This is a genomic window from Actinosynnema mirum DSM 43827, from assembly GCF_000023245.1.
In the GTDB taxonomy this organism is placed as follows: domain Bacteria; phylum Actinomycetota; class Actinomycetes; order Mycobacteriales; family Pseudonocardiaceae; genus Actinosynnema; species Actinosynnema mirum.
Window position 1 is genome coordinate 5731049 of the sequence record NC_013093.1, and the last position, 14354, is coordinate 5745402.

Here is a 14354-nt window from a genome sequence, read left to right on the forward strand (position 1 = left end):
GCGGTCCCGGCCGGTCACCCGGAACCGCGTCCCCCGCGCGGGCGCCCCGCCCCCGTGCCGGGCGCCCGCGCGAAGCCTCACCCCGCCACGTGCGAGGGCGTGAACTCCACCGGCAGCGACACCAGGGCGCGCACCCACACGGACTGCTGCCAGCGCAGCTCGTCCTGCTCGACGGTCAGCACCGCGTCCGGCAGCCGGTCCAGCAGCACCTCGACCGCCGCGCGCACGATGATCTCCGCGACCTGCGGCGCCGGGTACGGGCAGCGGTGCTCCCCGTGCGAGAACGACATCTGCGCCTGGTTGCCCAGCCCCTCGTCGCCGAAGGCGGGGCGCACCTGCGGGTCGGCGTTCGCCGCCGCCAGCCCGAGGACGATCATGTCCCCGGCCTCGATGCGCTGCCCGCCCAGCAGCGTGGCGCGGGTGGCCCAGCGGCCCGCGAAGTTCTGCATCGGCGTCTCGTCCCACAGCACCTCGTTGAGCGCCTGCGGGACGCTGCGCCTGCCGCCGGACAGGGTGACCGCGAACCGCGAGTCGGTCAGCAGCAGCCGCAGGGTGTTGCTGATCCAGGTCGACGTCGGCACGTGCGAGGCGGCGATGAGCACCACCAGGTTCGCGACCAGCTCGTCCTCGGTGAGGTCGGCGTGGTGCGCGGCCATCCACGACACGACGTCGTGGCCGGGCGCGGCGGCGCGGTCGCGGGCGATCTCGCGCAACCGGTCCTCGGTCCGGCCGAACGCCGCGAGCGCGCCGGGGCCGCCGGTGATCGACTCCATGAGGTCGGCGGTGAACCCGGCCGCCTCCTCGTCGGACATGCCGAACAGCCGCGCGATGACCAGCGCCGGGATGCGGTCGGCGAACTGGGTCTTCAGGTCCGCCTGGCCGGTCACCGCGAACACGTCGATCAGCCGGTCCGCGATCTGCTCGACCTGCGCGTTCAGCTCGAACTGGTCCACCGCGCCGATGACGTCGCTGAACACGGCGGACAGCCTGCGGTGCTCCTCCCCCTCCGCGAACATGATCGACTTCTGGTGGCCGATGAACGGCAGCAGCGGCCAGTCCGGCGGGATGCGGTCCCACTGGTTCCAGCGCCGCGAGTCCCTGGCGAACAGCTGGTCGTTGACCAGCACGTGGTGCAGCTCCCGGTAGCCCATGACCAGCCACGCCGGGACGTCGCCCTCCAGCCGCACCTCGGCGACCGGGCCGTGCAGGGCGCGCAGCTCGCGGTACACCTCGGCGGGGCGCTCGCGGAACCGCACGCCCTCCAGCGTGATGGCCGACCTGGCGTGCGCCGGGCAGCCGGGCGGCGGCTGGCCCTGCGCCTGGACGTGCTGCTGGACGTGCTGCGGCTGCGGCGCCAGCGACTGCTGCCGCGGCGCGAACCCGCCGCGCCGCGCTCTGTGCTCTGCCGGGTCGGTCACGCGGGCTCCCCCGAGGTCGTGAGGGCGTGGAGGTGCTGGACGAGGGAGATCAGGACCTGCTTGCTGGAGTGCCGGTCGCGGGCGTCGCAGTCCAGCAGCGGCACGTCCGGCGCGAGGTCCAGCGCGTCCCGGATCTCCTCCAGCGAGTGCTGGTGGCCGCCGAAGTCGTTGCGCGCCACCACGAACGGCGTGCCGTGGTGCTCCAGCCGGTCGATGGCGTACCAGGAGTCGGCGAGCCTGCGGGTGTCCACCAGCACGACCGCGCCGAGCGCGCCCGCGAACAGCTGGTCCCACAGGAACCAGAACCGCTCCTGGCCCGGCGCGCCGAACACGTACAGCACCAGCTCGTCGTTGAGGCTGATCCGGCCGAAGTCGAAGGCCACCGTCGTCGTGGACTTGTCGCGCACACCGGTGGCGTCGTCGACGCCGACCCCGGCCTGCGTCATGGTCTCCTCGGTGCTGAGCGGCCGGATCTCGCTGACCGAGCGCACCATCGTCGTCTTGCCGACGCCGAACCCGCCGACGACCACGATCTTCAGACCGGTGTGGGCGGTGCTGCGCAGCGGCGCCCGCGTGGCGGGGGCCTCAGAGGTTGTGGAGTCCAACGAGCACCTGCTTCAGCAGTTCGGGATCGGGCAGGACGGGGTGGCGGCGGGACTGGTGGGGCAGGGACGCGGCCCGCTGCCCCTCGGGCGCGGCGACGGCGGGGTGGCGGGCGGTGACCGCGCCCACGTCGAGGAGGTCCTGCAGCAGGATGCGCACGATGCTGACCGGCAGGCGCAGGTGCGCGGAGATCTCCACGACGGCCGTGGGCCGCCTGCACAGCCGCAGGATCCGGACGTGCTCCGACTGCGTCCCGCCCGTCGAGGCGCTCTCGGTGACGATGAGCGTGACGATGTCCAGGTCGGTCGCGTCGGCACGGCTGCGCCCGCCGGTGACCGTGTAGAGCCGGTCCGGGTTCTCCCCGTCGAGGGCGCGGCGCGTCATGCCGGGCCGGCGGGGCGCGGGGCCTGGCGCGGCGGTGTGCTCATGTGCTCGCCGAGCTGCTCGACCAGCTCGCTCATGTTGTGGCCGACCTGGCCCGCGTCGGCGTCCTCACCGGCGACGACGGCCAGGTGCGCGCCCTGGCCGGCCTCGACGATGAACAGCAGGCCGCCGTGGAACTCGGTCATCGACGTGCGCACGCCGCCCGTCCCGTCGCCGAACTCGATCGACGCGCCGTAGGCCAGGCTCTGCATCCCGGAGGCGATGGCGGCGAGCTGGTCGGCCTGGTCGACGGTGAGCCGGGCGGAGCGGGAGAGCTTGAGCCCGTCCTTGGAGAGCACGAGCGCGTGGCGCGCGCCGGGGGTGCGCTGCAGCAGGTTCTCCAGCAGCCAGACGAGGTCGCGTTCGGTGGTGTTCATCATGGCCTCGGGAGCCTCGGACCGGGCGTGCCGCCTCGGGTCCGCGCTCCTGCCTCCTCTCTGTGCGGGGTGGTGCGTGCTTGTCGCTTGCGCGGGGGTCGTCCTGGACAGGGGGTCAGGACGGCCAGGGGGTCAGGACGGCCAGAGCGGGTCGTCGGCGGGGCGCTTGCCCCGGCTGGCGTCCCGGAAGGCGCCGAACCGGGAGCCGAGGTCCGGCCTCGCGGCCCCGGCGGGCTTCGCGGCGGGACGGGCCGGGCGGTCGGAGGCCGGGGCGAGCGTGCTGCCGCGCTTGCGCCGGGGCAGCACGGGCGGGGCGGTCGGCTCCTCGGGCACGGCGTCCTCCTCCGCGACCGGGTCGACGTCGTCCTCCCTGGCAGACGCGACGGCGTCGTGCGACCAGCGGGCCTCGGGGTGGGGCGGTTCGGGGTCGTGGTGGTCCGGGCGCTGGTCCAGGTCGCGCTGGCCGAGGTCACGCGGGTCCGGGTCGCGCAGATCCGGGTCGCGCTGGCCGGGGTCGCGCGGGTCGAGCGCGGGCGGGGTGAACCGCTCACCGGTGCCGAGCAGCTGCGCGGGCTCGAACTGCCCGCCGGAACCGATCAGGCTGGTCAGCTCGGCCGGGCGGATGTCGCCCGAGCGCGAGCCGTAGCGGTCGTCGTCGGCCCGCTCGTCCTCGGGCGGCTCCGCCGGTCGCCAGGACGCCTCGAACCGCTGGGGCGTCTCGAACCTGCGGGACTCCCAGGCCGTCGGGTCGAACCGGTCGGCCGACTCGGCCGGGGGCCTGCGGCGGCGCGGGGCGGGCGGCTCCGGCGGGCCGTCGGACGAGCGGTCCGCCGAGCGCTCCGGCGCGGCGGGCAGGGCAGCGGGCAGGGCAGCGGGCGCGGCGGCCAGCGCGGGCTCGCGCTCCACACGCCGCCGGGACGCGGCCGGGGTCTTGCGGGCCTCGGTGATCAGCGTCCGGGGGATCATGACCACGACGCCGGTCCCACCCCGCGAGGACGGCCGGAACGACACTCGCAGCCCGTGCTTGCGGGCCAGCGCGCCGACGACGGCCAGCCCGAGCCGGGTGCCGGACAGCGCGGTCAGGTCGAGCGCCTGCGCGGACACCGCCTGCTCGGCGCGGCGCAGCGCCAGGTCGCCCATGACCAGGCCACCGTCCTCGATGGTGACGACGACGCCCGCGTGCACCTCCTCCACGTACACGTGCACCTGCTCGGAGGGCGGCGAGAAGCTGGTGGCGTTGTCGATCAGCTCGGCGAGCGCGTGCATGACGCCCTCGGCGGCGTACCCGACGACGGCGACGGAGCTGACCGAGTGGGTGCGCACCCGCTGGTAGGCGCTGACCCGGCCGATGGCGCCGCGCAGCACGCTCTCCATGACGATCGGCTTGGTCCAGCGGCGGCCGGAGCGCGCGCCGGTGAGGACCGCGATGCTGTCCGCGAGCCGACCGGCCTGCGCGGTGCTGTGGTCGAGCTTGAGCAGGTCGCCGAGCACGTCCTCGCCGTGCTGCTCCTCCATCTCGCGCAGGTCGGCGAGCATGGAGGTGGTGAGCGCCTGCACCCGGCCCGCCGCGTTGGCGCAGGCGGCCATGGTGGCCGCGCGCATCCGCTCGCCGTGCCCGATCTCCTCGGCGAGGACGCGCAGCAGCCGCCGGTGGTCGGCGTTCTCCGGCTGCTCGACCTGGGCGAGCGCGCTCTCCGCCGAGGCGCCGCCCCGGAGCCTGCCCACCACGTCGGGGGTGAGCCGGTCGACGAGGTCGGTGGCCTCGGCCAGCACGGCGTCGGCGTGCGCGGCGTTGGCGGCGGCCACCGAGCGCTGGTGGGAGAACGCGGCGAGCGCGCAGGCGAACAGCAGCGCCGCGCTCCCGCCGAACCAGGCCACGAGCGTCGCGCTCTGCGGCGCGGTGAGCGCGACGACCAGGACGACCACGGCCGCGCCGCTGATCAACGCGATCGCGAGCACGACGAGCGCGGACGACGGCGAGGGCCGTCGCGCACCGTGCGGAGGGGCCGGTGTGCGTGGTGCCATGATCAGGTTCCTCGTGGTGGCGGAGGTGCTGGCGACAGGTGCGGTCCGATGACGCGCCCCCGGTCCGGCCCCGACGGTTCAGGCGTTCGATTTACCGCTCGTTCGCGGAGCGCCGTCAGCATCGCTATTCGTAATTGGAGCGTCAAGCCTTTCCGGTGAACATTCCTGCGCGCTAGCCCACTTGGCGTAACACTTGCCCGGCTCAACTTAGACCGTTCAGCTCAATCGGGCCGGAAGTCCCAGGTAAACGCGAGCAGGTTTCACGAACATGTGTAGTCCTTTCGGGTCAACCGGAACAGCGTTACGCCCCACCTCCCGCCCCGCTCCGGACATTCGCCGCGTTTCCGGAAAGCCCGACCGCTAATGTGCGCCAGCTCTCGCAAAATGATTCAAATATTTCCCCGGGAAGCCGTAACCCCGACGCGATCGCGTCGTTTGTGCCCCGAACGTTCCCCGCGCGCACGAGCCCCCGAACCCGCCCGCGCCCTCGGAACCAGGGAGCGACGCACCCTCCCTGCCCCGGCGCTCCGCCCGTTGACTGGAGCCATGGCCACCCTGACCCCGGACCTGCCCGTCCACGCCCGCTCCGGAACCCCGCTGCTGTTCACCGGCGCCACCACGCACACGCTCGACCCGTCGCTCGGCGCCGTCACCGGCGGCCTGCTCGTGGAGGGCGGCACGATCACCGGCGTCGACGTCGACGCGCACCCCGGCGCGCACGTGGTCGACTGCTCGGGCCTGGTGATCGTGCCCGCCGCGGTCGACGGCATCGACCTGCCCGGCCGCCACGAGCACCGCCTGCACCCCCTCACCAGGGGCAACCCGGCCACGTTCGCGCTGGTGCGGGGCGGGGCCGAGCTGGAGTCGGTGATCTGGTGGCCACGCCGCGCGGCGGCCGTGGTCGTGGAGGGCGAGTTCGGGTTCCTGGCAGGCCGCAGGCTGCTCCCAGCACCCACGAGCACGACGACGCCGGTCCACGCCGAGTCGGGCCCGCGCCTGGGCACGTGGACCGACAAGACCCAGGACGTGGTGCAGGAGCTGACCCCGGACGGCCGCTACACCGAGGCGCGCAACGGCGTCCAGGACGCCTACCAGGGCGCGTTCTGGCTGACGCACGACCACATCGCCTACCGCGACGACCTGGGCTTCTGGGCCTACGGCACCTTCCGGGACGACGTCCTCCACCACGCCCACTTCACGTTCCGCCGCTGACCCGCGGCCCCCAGCCCACGCCCGTCTCCCGCTCCCCCCTTGCCCCGCCTCACCGCTCCCGGCGCGGCCAGGGCGCCCGACCACCGGTCATGTCCGCGTGGAACGGATGCCCCTCCCCGATCTCCCCCCGCCGCACCACCGCCCCGGTGAACGCGGACGCGTAGATCGCGGCGATCAGCTCCACCGTCGACCGGGTGTCCTCGCTGTCCACCGGCGGACGCCCACCTCCGTCCAGGGCGTCCAGCAGCGCGGTGAACTGCGCGGTGTGCCCGCTCGGCGTGTCGACGGGCCCACCGGCCCACACCTCCGCGAGGTCGGGCGCACCGGGTGCGGCCGTCACCCGCCAGTTCGCGTCCGAGTACCCGTACAGGTGCTCCAGCTCGACGGTGGCCAGCTCGAAGTCGAACCGCAGCTGACTGGTCTGCCGGGGCGACACCACCGAGTTCACGACCGTCGCGACCGCACCGGACTCGAACCGCACGATCGCCGCCGACACGTCCTCGGTGTCGGTCGGCCTGGCCTGCCGCGCCGCGACGGCGGTGACCTCGCTCCACCGCCCCAGCACCGACAGCAGCAGGTCGAACTGGTGGATGCCGTGCCCCATCGTCGGCCCTCCGCCCTCGACCTCCCACTTCCCGCGCCACGGCACCGCGAAGTAGTCGTCGTCGCGGAACCACAGGGTGTGCGCGGCGGCCAGCAGCGGCCTGCCGAGCGCGCCCCGCGCGACCAGCTCGCGCAACCGGACCGCGCCGGAGCCGAACCGGTGCTGGAACACCGTCACCACCGGCCGCCCGGTCCGGGCCTCGGCGCGGCGCAGCTCGTCGAACTCGGCCAGCGACAGCACCGGCGGCTTCTCCACCACCGGGATGGCGCCCGCCCGCAGCACCTCCAGCGCGAGCGGCAGGTGGCTGCCGGGCGGGGTGCACAGGTGGACGAGGTCGGGGCGGCGCGCGTCGAGCAGCGCGGCCAGGTCAGGGTGCGCGGGGATGCCCCAGCGCGCGGCGAACCCGGCGGCCCGCTCGGGCAGCAGGTCGACCACGCCGACCAGCCGGACGCGGTCCCCCAGCTCGGCGAGGGACCGGGCGTGCACGTCGGCGATGGCCCCGGTGCCGACGATGGCGCAGGTGCGGGTCACGGCTGCTCCTCACGAGGTTCGGACCGGGTGTCGATCGGGCGCAGCAGGCCGCACATGCCGAACCCCGGCTCCTGCGGTCCACTCGCGCGCCGCACGGTCGCGCGGTCCAGGTGCGAGGCGGTTCCAGCAGCCAGGTCCCGCGCCCGCCCCAGCGACCGCTCGGCCTGCCGGAGCGGCCCGTCGCGCACGACGTCCACCCACCCGGCGGCACGCTCCTCGACCAGCGCGGCAGCGGCGGCGTGGAAGTCCCGCAACGGCCCCGGATCACCGTCGCGCGCCGCGTCCCGAATGGGCAGGAACCCCGCAACCGCCAGGTCCCGCCGCCTGGCAGCGGCGGCAGCACGCCCGTGCTCGGGCAGCACGGCCGCAGCCCGGTACCGCTCCGGATCGGCGAGCACGTGCGGCGGGAAGGTCATGACCGCGTCCCCGGCCTCAGGCAGCCCAGCGTCGCTCATGATCACGACAACCCGCAGCCCACCGAGGTTGACCGCCCGGTGCACGACCCCCGGCTCGAACCAGACCACGACCCCGGCCCGCAACGGCGTCACCTCGACCCCACCGGGCCCGGCGGTGTGCAACTCGCCCGCACCCGCGACCACGGTGTAGCACTCGCTGGCCACCAGGTGCACGTGCGGACTGCCCCCGGCCAAGCCGTCCGGGGCCACGTCGGAGTAGACGTCCAGGTAGGACAGCGAAGTTCCACCGGGGAAGCTCACCCGAGCACCCCGCGCACCGCCTCCGCGAGCGCCACCGCACCGTCCGCGCCACCGTCCGCGATCCCCACCCCGTACCGGAACCGCGCGCTCTCCCCGTCCCCCACCACGAACTCCTCGCTGAAGAACGGAGCCGGGTTCAGGCAGGCGAAGTTCGCCGACCGGGTGAACCAGCGCGGCGGGTGGTGCGGGTTGCCCACGTGGTCGACGGCGAGCACCAGCGACTCGGCGTCGTCCCCGTCGTGCCTGCCGCAGAACGCCATCCACTCACCGCGCCACCCCCGCAGCTCGTCCCCACCCACCCCGTCCGACGTGATCACGACGCCCCCGGTGAACGAGCGCGGCCCACGCCAGAACAACCCGCCGTACCCGGCGTTGTCCCGCCCGTTGGTGGTGGGCGAGCCGAACACCAAAGCGGCCCCGGAGGTGTTGGTCATGGTGGTGTCAAAGGTCAGCCCCCAGGCCGAGTCGCCCAGCGGAACGGCGGTGAGCACCCGCGACTCGGTGAGCACGGCCCGCCCGTCCTGCGCCACCCAGTCCAGCTCGTGCGCGAACCGGACACCGTCCCCATGCGCCCCGAGCCCGGTGACCCGCCGGTGGACCTGCGCGCCGTTGTTGTCGAGCTGCGCGTACCCCCGGCCGCGCAGGTACGTCGGACCACCCCAGAAGTTGTGCTCACCGACGTGCGGCAACGACCAGGCGATCCCCTTGTGCCACACGTGGTCGTGCGGCCGGAACAGACTCACCAGCCGTCCGGAGCGGGTGCGCACGGGGTGCAGGAACGGCTTGGGCGACTCCCGCCGCGGCGTGCCGGGCGTGTACTCGTACCGGGCGAGCTCAACACCCCCGGCGAGAAACCCGACCGCGGCCCCAACGTCGTGCCGCAGCGCGAACCCGCTCACGCGCCCACCACCTCTCCTCGGTGGCGCGCCGAACGCGCCTCGTGCCGGAAAGCGCTTTCCGAGCCTAACGCCCCCACCCCGCACCCCGTCAACCCTCACCCACCAGCGCCTGCGGCCCACTTGACAACCCCGGCGGCACCACTTCCCATTGGCGAGGTGGACCCGCAGCGCAACCACGTGGTCGTGGCACTGGACTCCTTCAAGGGCTCGCTGACCGCCCGCGCGGCCACGGCAGCACTCGCACGGGGCCTGCGCCGCACGGGCGCGCACGTGGTCGAGCACCCGGTGGCGGACGGCGGCGAAGGAACCCTGGACGCCCTCCTGGGCGCAGGTTTCACCGAGGTCCCCACGCCGTCGACAGACGCACTGGGCCGCCCTCTGACCACCCGCTACGCCACCCGCTCAAGCACCGCCGCGATAGAATTGGCCGAGTCCTCAGGTCTGGCCGGAATAGCGGACGTGCCACTAACCCCAGCCCGCGCCCGAGCAGCAACAACCCTGGGCGCCGGCCGCCTGATCGCGGCAGCCTTGAACGCGGGCCACCGCAGAATCGTCGTGGGCCTGGGCGGCAGCGCCACCACGGACGGCGGCGCAGGAATGCTGATCGCCCTGGGCGCACGCCTCCTGGACCGCCACGGCACCCCCCTGGACGGCACCACTTCCCCCCTGCACGAGGTCCACTCCCTGGACCTCTCCACCCTGCACCCCGCCCTGCGCGACGCGGACGTCGAAGTCGCCTGCGACGTGGACAACCCCCTACTGGGCCCACAAGGCGCAGCAGCGATCTACGGCCCCCAAAAAGGCGCGGACCCCGCCCTCGTAACCGAGCTCAACACCTCCCTGACCCGCTGGGCAGACCTCCTGGAGCAGGCAACAACCCGCTCCGCGCGCGACCTACCCGGAGCAGGCGCGGCAGGCGGAACAGGTTTCGCGCTCCTGGCGTGCGGTGCACGGATGCGCTCAGGCATCACCCTGGTCCTGGACCTGACCAACCTGCCCACCGCGCTGCAAGGCGCCCGTCTGGTGATCGCAGGCGAAGGCCGGGTCGACCACCAAACCCTGCACGGCAAAGCCCCCGCAGGCGTAGCGGCAGCAGCCCGAGCAGCAGGCGCACCAGTGGTAGCGGTAGCCGGAAGCTGCACCCTGACCCCCACCGAGCTGACCAGAGCAGGCTTCACCACAGCCTTCACCCTGACCGACCTGGAACCCGACCTCTCCCGCTGCCACACCGAAGCCGCCCCCCTGCTGGAACGCCTGGGCGAACACATCGCCAAGACCTTCCCCCTCTAACCTCCTCGCCCCCAACTCCCCCTCAGCCACTTCCCCCTCACCGTCCGACCGCCTTCCCCCGCACCGTCCAGCCGTGCCCGTCACCATCCAGCCGTGCCCGTCACCGTCCAACCGCGCCCGTCACCGAGGCCGCCACACCTCGAACCACTCGGCAGCGGCCCGCAACGGCACCTCCAACGGCTCGATCCCCGGATACCAGGCCCGCTCCCACTCCAGCGAAACCCAGCCGGACCAGTCCCCCAGCACCCGCCCGCACTCCCCGAGCGGAACCACCCCAGCCCCAGGCGGAACCGGCGTAGGCCCACCGGCCTCAACGTCCTTGACCTGGAAGTACCCCAGGTACTCCCCCAGCACGGCACGGGTCCGCTCAGGCGACTCCCCACTCCGCCAGGGGTGCACCGCGTCCCACAACACCGCAGCGACTCCCGGCTCCCCCAACGGTTCGACCAACCGCAACGCCGCCTCCCCGGTGGCGTGCGAATCGTGCGTCTCCACCAACAACCGAACCCCGGCGTCCCTCAACTCCGGCAACACCGCCCCGATCCGCTCGACGGCAACCTCATCCCCCCTCACACCCCCATCACCCCCACCGGGAAAAACCCGAACCGCAGGCGCCCCCAGCACCCCGGCCAACTCCACCAACCGCCACAACTCGTCAACCACCGCCCCACCGGGCGCGCAAACCCGCACGTACCCGGCAAGACAAGCGATCTCCACCCCGGCCGCCGCAACCTCCTCCCGCACCCGAGCGGCCCGAGCAGCCGTGATCCCCACCCGAACTTCCTCATCCGGGTGAACCCGAACCTCCAGCCCGTGACACCCGTGCTCAGCCGCCACCCGCGCGCTCTCCCGAACCGGAACCCCGGGCGCCCCCAACGTGCTGACCGCGAACCGCCACCCGCTCACCACCACACCCCCGCCCACCCAGACTCACCGCACGCACCACACGCACTCACCCGAACGACCACCAAATCGCGCCGACCCCTTGAGTGTGCCGCAGGGGCATGGTTTTCCATGGTCTCCACAACCCCGCACACACCCGCGGAAAGGCACGTCGTGGAACCCACCCCGCTGATCGTCGAAGACCTGATGCTCCTGCTGCTGGACGACGAGACCGGCACCATGGCCGGCGCAGGCACCATGCACTACTCCCTCGGCGGCGCACTGCTGGTCGAACTGGCGCTGCGCGACCGGGTCGAGATCATCGAGGGCACCGAGGGCCTCGGTGGCCCCAAGGTCATCGCCACCGGTCCCCAGGACCTGGAAGACCCCCTCCTGCGCACCGCGCACGAGCAGATCGCCCAGCGGACCAGGCGAGCCCAGTCGGTCCTGCTGGAGATCGGCGCGGGCCTCTACAAGCCGGTGATCAACCGCCTGATCGAGCGCGACCTGATCCGCACCGAGAACAAGCGAGTCCTCGGCCTGTTCCGCACCACGCGCCTCCCGAGCAACGCCCCGGCGCACGAGGCGGACCTGCGCACCAAGATCCGCGCCACCCTGGAGGACGACCAGCCCGCAGACCCCCGAACCGGAGCCCTGATCGCCCTGCTCTCCGCGAGCGGCACCCTCCCCGCCCTGCGCCCACCCCTTCCCTGGTCGTCGAAGGTCGCCCACCGCGCCAAGCACATCGAAGCGGGCAACTGGGCCGCCTCAGCCGTGACCCTGGCAGTCGCCACCGCCACCGCAGGCGCGGTAGCCGCAGCAGCGGTAGCTGCCACCACCGCGGTAGTAGCCACCAGCTGACCCACGCCCCCACCCCCGCCGCTACGGCCGGGAAATCCCCGGCGGCGTGGGCAACCGGCGCAAGGTCTCCAGCACCAGCTCGACCCCGGCCGGCCGCCGAGCACCCCTGCGCACCACCGCGGTGATCGTGCGCGTCACCTCCGGCACCAGCTCACGCCGAACCAGCCGGTACCGCTCGTCCACCGCCAGCGCGGGCAGCAGCGCCACCGACAACCCGGCCTCGACGTGCTGGAGCGTCATCAGGTAGTTGCTGAACCGGCACACCACCCGAGGCTCGAACCCGGCCTGACGGCACAACCGCGTCGTCAGGTTCGCCATGTAGGACCCCGGCACGTCCAGCGCCCACGGCTCATCCGCGAACGCCGCGAGATCCACCGGCCCCCGCGCACCCCGGTGCTGCGGCAGGACGAGCACCACCGGATCGACCGCCAGCGGCACCACGTCCAGATCAGGCCCGAGCGGGACCTCGACGAAGTCCGCCGTCGTGATGACCAGATCAGCGTCCCCCACCCGCAGCGCGCGCAGGCTCTCGTGCGGCTCCAGCTCCAGCAGCTCGACCTGGAGGTGCGGGTGCGAGCGCGCCAGCTGGAGCACAGCGGGCACCGCGAGGGTGTGGATCCCGCTCTGGAACGTGCCCACCCGCACGAGCCCGGCGGGTTCCCCACCGAGCCCGAGCAGCTCGGCCTCCACGGTGTCCATGTGGTCGAGGATCTCCCGCGCCCGCCGCGCCAGCAGCTGCCCGGCCGACGTCAACCGCACCCGCCGCCCGGTCCGCTCCAGCAACCGGGTGCGCGTCTCGGCCTCCAGCACCGACAGCTGCTGGGACACGGTCGACGCGCTCAGCGAAGCAGCCTCAGCGACCGCGCGCACGGTCCCCAGGGTCTCCAGCTGGCTCAGCAGCCGCAGCCGCCACGGGTTCAGCACACCTCCATTCTTGTTCGGCCACACCGAACAGGACAGTCGAAATCATGAGATGGACCCGATGCTCGCCCGGTCGTAGCTTCAGGTCATGGCCACTGCGCACAGCGATTCGAACGACTCGTCGGCCCCCGCCTTCTGGTCGGACGTGGACCGCCACCTGGTCCGCTACGGCGGCACGTTCACCCCGGAGATCATCAGCAGCGCCGAGGGCAGCTTCCTGCGCACCGAGGACGGCCGCCGCATCCTGGACTTCACGTCCGGCCAGATGAGCGCCATCCTCGGCCACTCCCACCCCGAGGTGGTCGAGACGGTCCGCCGACAGGTCGGCACGCTGGACCACCTGTTCAGCGGGATGCTCAGCCGACCGGTGGTCGACCTCGCCCGCCGCCTCGCGAACACCCTCCCGGACCCGCTGCAGAAGGTCCAGCTGCTGACCACCGGCGCGGAGTCCAACGAGGCCGCCCTGCGCCTGGCCAAGCTCGCCACGGGCAAGCACGAGATCGTCTCGTTCGCCCGCTCGTGGCACGGCATGACCCAGGGCGCCGCAGGCGCCACCTACAGCGCGGGCCGCAAGGGCTACGGCCCCACGGCTCCCGGCAACTTCGCCCTCCCCTCCCCGAACACCTACCGCCCGGACTTCACCACCCCGGACGGAACCCTGGACTGGCGCCGCCAGCTGGACTTCGGCTTCGACCTGATCGACGCCCAGTCCACCGGCAGCCTCGCGGCCTGCCTGGTCGAACCGATCCTGTCGTCGGGCGGCGTCCTGGAACCACCACCCGGCTACTTCGCCGCCCTCCAGGAGAAGTGCCGCGAGCGCGACATGCTCCTGATCCTCGACGAGGCCCAGACCGGCCTGTGCCGCACGGGCACCTGGTACGCGTTCGAGCGCGACGGGATCGTCCCCGACGTCCTGACGCTCTCCAAGACCCTGGGCGCGGGCCTACCGCTGGCCGCGGTGATCACCAGCGCCGAGATCGAGGAGCGCGCCCACGAACGCGGCTACCTGTTCTTCACCACCCACGTCTCCGACCCGCTGGTCGCAGCCGTGGGCAACACCGTGCTGGACGTGCTCGAGCGCGACGACCTGGCCACCCGCGCGACCAAGCTCGGCGACCAGCTCCGCACCGGCCTCGACCGCCTCGCGACCGAGCACGAGGTGGTCGGCGACATCCGAGGCCGAGGCCTCCTGGTCGGCCTGGAACTGGTGGCCGACCGAACCACCAAGCAGGCCTCGGACGAACTGGGCGCCGCGGTCACCCGCCGTTGCCTGGCACTGGGCCTGCACATGAACATCGTGCAGCTGCCCGGCATGGGCGGCGTCTTCCGGATCGCCCCGCCGCTCACCGCGACCGAGGACGAGCTGGCCCTAGGCCTGGAGATCCTGGACCAGGCGCTGACCGACGTGACCAAGGGCAAGTCCGCCTAGCCCGCAGTCCCCCGCTCAACCCCCGCGCGATCCAGCTCACCGCACGGCCCAGCACCACCCTCCACGGGGCCGCCGACCGCGCCCGCCGGCCGCACCGGGTTCGCCACCACGCCGAGCCCGGTGCGCGCGGAGCCCTGCCGACCCGACCGGCCTGGCCCACCCG

14 protein-coding genes are annotated in these 14354 nt (G+C 73.2%); 4 read left to right on the forward strand and 10 right to left on the reverse strand.

Annotation, left to right across the window (positions count from 1 at the left end):
* Positions 1–77 precede the first annotated feature (77 nt).
* From AMIR_RS23915 to AMIR_RS43300, 5 genes are all read right to left on the reverse strand, one after another.
* A complete protein-coding gene (locus AMIR_RS23915; protein ID WP_015803526.1) occupies positions 78–1418 on the reverse strand; it encodes a cytochrome P450 in 1341 nt (446 codons plus the stop codon).
* Positions 1415–2023: a GTP-binding protein gene (locus AMIR_RS23920; RefSeq protein ID WP_015803527.1), complete on the reverse strand. Its 609-nt coding sequence runs from the start codon at positions 2021–2023 to the stop codon at positions 1415–1417. The genes AMIR_RS23915 and AMIR_RS23920 overlap by 4 nt, the downstream gene beginning before the upstream one ends.
* Positions 2004–2405, reverse strand: coding sequence for a DUF742 domain-containing protein (locus AMIR_RS23925; RefSeq protein WP_015803528.1), 402 nt, complete (start codon positions 2403–2405; stop codon positions 2004–2006). The genes AMIR_RS23920 and AMIR_RS23925 overlap by 20 nt, the downstream gene beginning before the upstream one ends.
* A complete protein-coding gene (locus AMIR_RS23930) occupies positions 2402–2821 on the reverse strand; it encodes a roadblock/LC7 domain-containing protein (protein WP_015803529.1) in 420 nt (139 codons plus the stop codon). The genes AMIR_RS23925 and AMIR_RS23930 overlap by 4 nt, the downstream gene beginning before the upstream one ends.
* 132 nt (positions 2822–2953) lie before the next feature.
* Positions 2954–4846 carry a sensor histidine kinase gene (locus AMIR_RS43300; protein ID WP_015803530.1) on the reverse strand — a complete coding sequence of 631 codons (1893 nt, stop codon included), beginning with the start codon at positions 4844–4846 and terminating at the stop codon, positions 2954–2956.
* Between the two features lie 546 nt (positions 4847–5392).
* Between AMIR_RS43300 and AMIR_RS23940 the strand changes: the two genes are divergently transcribed.
* Complete coding sequence (locus AMIR_RS23940; RefSeq protein ID WP_015803531.1) at positions 5393–6058, forward strand: Atu4866 domain-containing protein; 666 nt, start codon at positions 5393–5395, stop codon at positions 6056–6058.
* Positions 6059–6107: 49 nt separating this feature from the next.
* On the opposite strand, the gene AMIR_RS23945 is transcribed toward AMIR_RS23940, so the two are convergent.
* The 3 genes from AMIR_RS23945 to AMIR_RS23955 are packed head-to-tail and all read right to left on the reverse strand — an operon-like array spanning position 6108 to position 8808.
* Complete coding sequence (locus AMIR_RS23945) at positions 6108–7193, reverse strand: Gfo/Idh/MocA family protein (protein WP_015803532.1); 1086 nt, start codon at positions 7191–7193, stop codon at positions 6108–6110.
* Positions 7190–7909, reverse strand: a complete 720-nt coding sequence (locus tag AMIR_RS23950; protein ID WP_015803533.1) for a cupin domain-containing protein — start codon at positions 7907–7909, stop codon at positions 7190–7192. Before AMIR_RS23950 ends, AMIR_RS23945 begins: the two co-directional genes overlap by 4 nt.
* Positions 7906–8808 (reverse strand): DUF6807 domain-containing protein, encoded by a 903-nt coding sequence (locus tag AMIR_RS23955; protein ID WP_015803534.1) that lies wholly within the window; start codon positions 8806–8808, stop codon positions 7906–7908. The genes AMIR_RS23950 and AMIR_RS23955 overlap by 4 nt, the downstream gene beginning before the upstream one ends.
* 156 nt (positions 8809–8964) lie before the next feature.
* Here AMIR_RS23955 and AMIR_RS23960 point away from each other — a divergent pair, with 156 nt between their 5' ends.
* Positions 8965–10098, forward strand: coding sequence for a glycerate kinase (locus AMIR_RS23960; RefSeq protein ID WP_015803535.1), 1134 nt, complete (start codon positions 8965–8967; stop codon positions 10096–10098).
* 120 nt (positions 10099–10218) lie between these two features.
* Here the strand turns inward: AMIR_RS23960 and AMIR_RS23965 are convergent, their stop codons facing one another.
* Positions 10219–11004, reverse strand: coding sequence for a sugar phosphate isomerase/epimerase family protein (locus AMIR_RS23965; RefSeq protein WP_015803536.1), 786 nt, complete (start codon positions 11002–11004; stop codon positions 10219–10221).
* 150 nt (positions 11005–11154) lie between these two features.
* Here AMIR_RS23965 and AMIR_RS23970 point away from each other — a divergent pair, with 150 nt between their 5' ends.
* On the forward strand, positions 11155–11841 hold the full coding sequence (locus AMIR_RS23970) for a GOLPH3/VPS74 family protein (RefSeq protein ID WP_041836984.1): 687 nt from the start codon (positions 11155–11157) through the stop codon (positions 11839–11841).
* Positions 11842–11862: 21 nt separating this feature from the next.
* Here AMIR_RS23970 and AMIR_RS23975 read toward each other — a convergent pair whose 3' ends face one another.
* The gene (locus AMIR_RS23975; RefSeq protein ID WP_041836985.1) at positions 11863–12765 is read right to left on the reverse strand and encodes a LysR family transcriptional regulator; all 903 of its coding nucleotides are present in this window, start codon (positions 12763–12765) and stop codon (positions 11863–11865) included.
* An 85-nt stretch (positions 12766–12850) separates the two neighbouring features.
* Here AMIR_RS23975 and AMIR_RS23980 point away from each other — a divergent pair, with 85 nt between their 5' ends.
* Entirely contained in the window at positions 12851–14191 is a 1341-nt protein-coding gene (locus AMIR_RS23980) for an aspartate aminotransferase family protein (RefSeq protein ID WP_015803539.1), read from the forward strand.
* The last annotated feature ends 163 nt before the right edge of the window (positions 14192–14354 follow it).

Excerpts from the sequence above, each read along its gene's own strand:
- AMIR_RS23925 (WP_015803528.1), bottom strand. The coding sequence starts at position 2,405 with ATGACGCGCCGCGCCCTCGACGGGGAGAACCCGGACCGGCTCTACACG.
- AMIR_RS23930 (WP_015803529.1), bottom strand. The coding sequence starts at position 2,821 with ATGAACACCACCGAACGCGACCTCGTCTGGCTGCTGGAGAACCTGCTG.
- AMIR_RS43300 (WP_015803530.1), bottom strand. The coding sequence starts at position 4,846 with ATGGCACCACGCACACCGGCCCCTCCGCACGGTGCGCGACGGCCCTCG.
- AMIR_RS23940 (WP_015803531.1), top strand. The coding sequence starts at position 5,393 with ATGGCCACCCTGACCCCGGACCTGCCCGTCCACGCCCGCTCCGGAACC.
- AMIR_RS23980 (WP_015803539.1), top strand. The coding sequence starts at position 12,851 with ATGGCCACTGCGCACAGCGATTCGAACGACTCGTCGGCCCCCGCCTTC.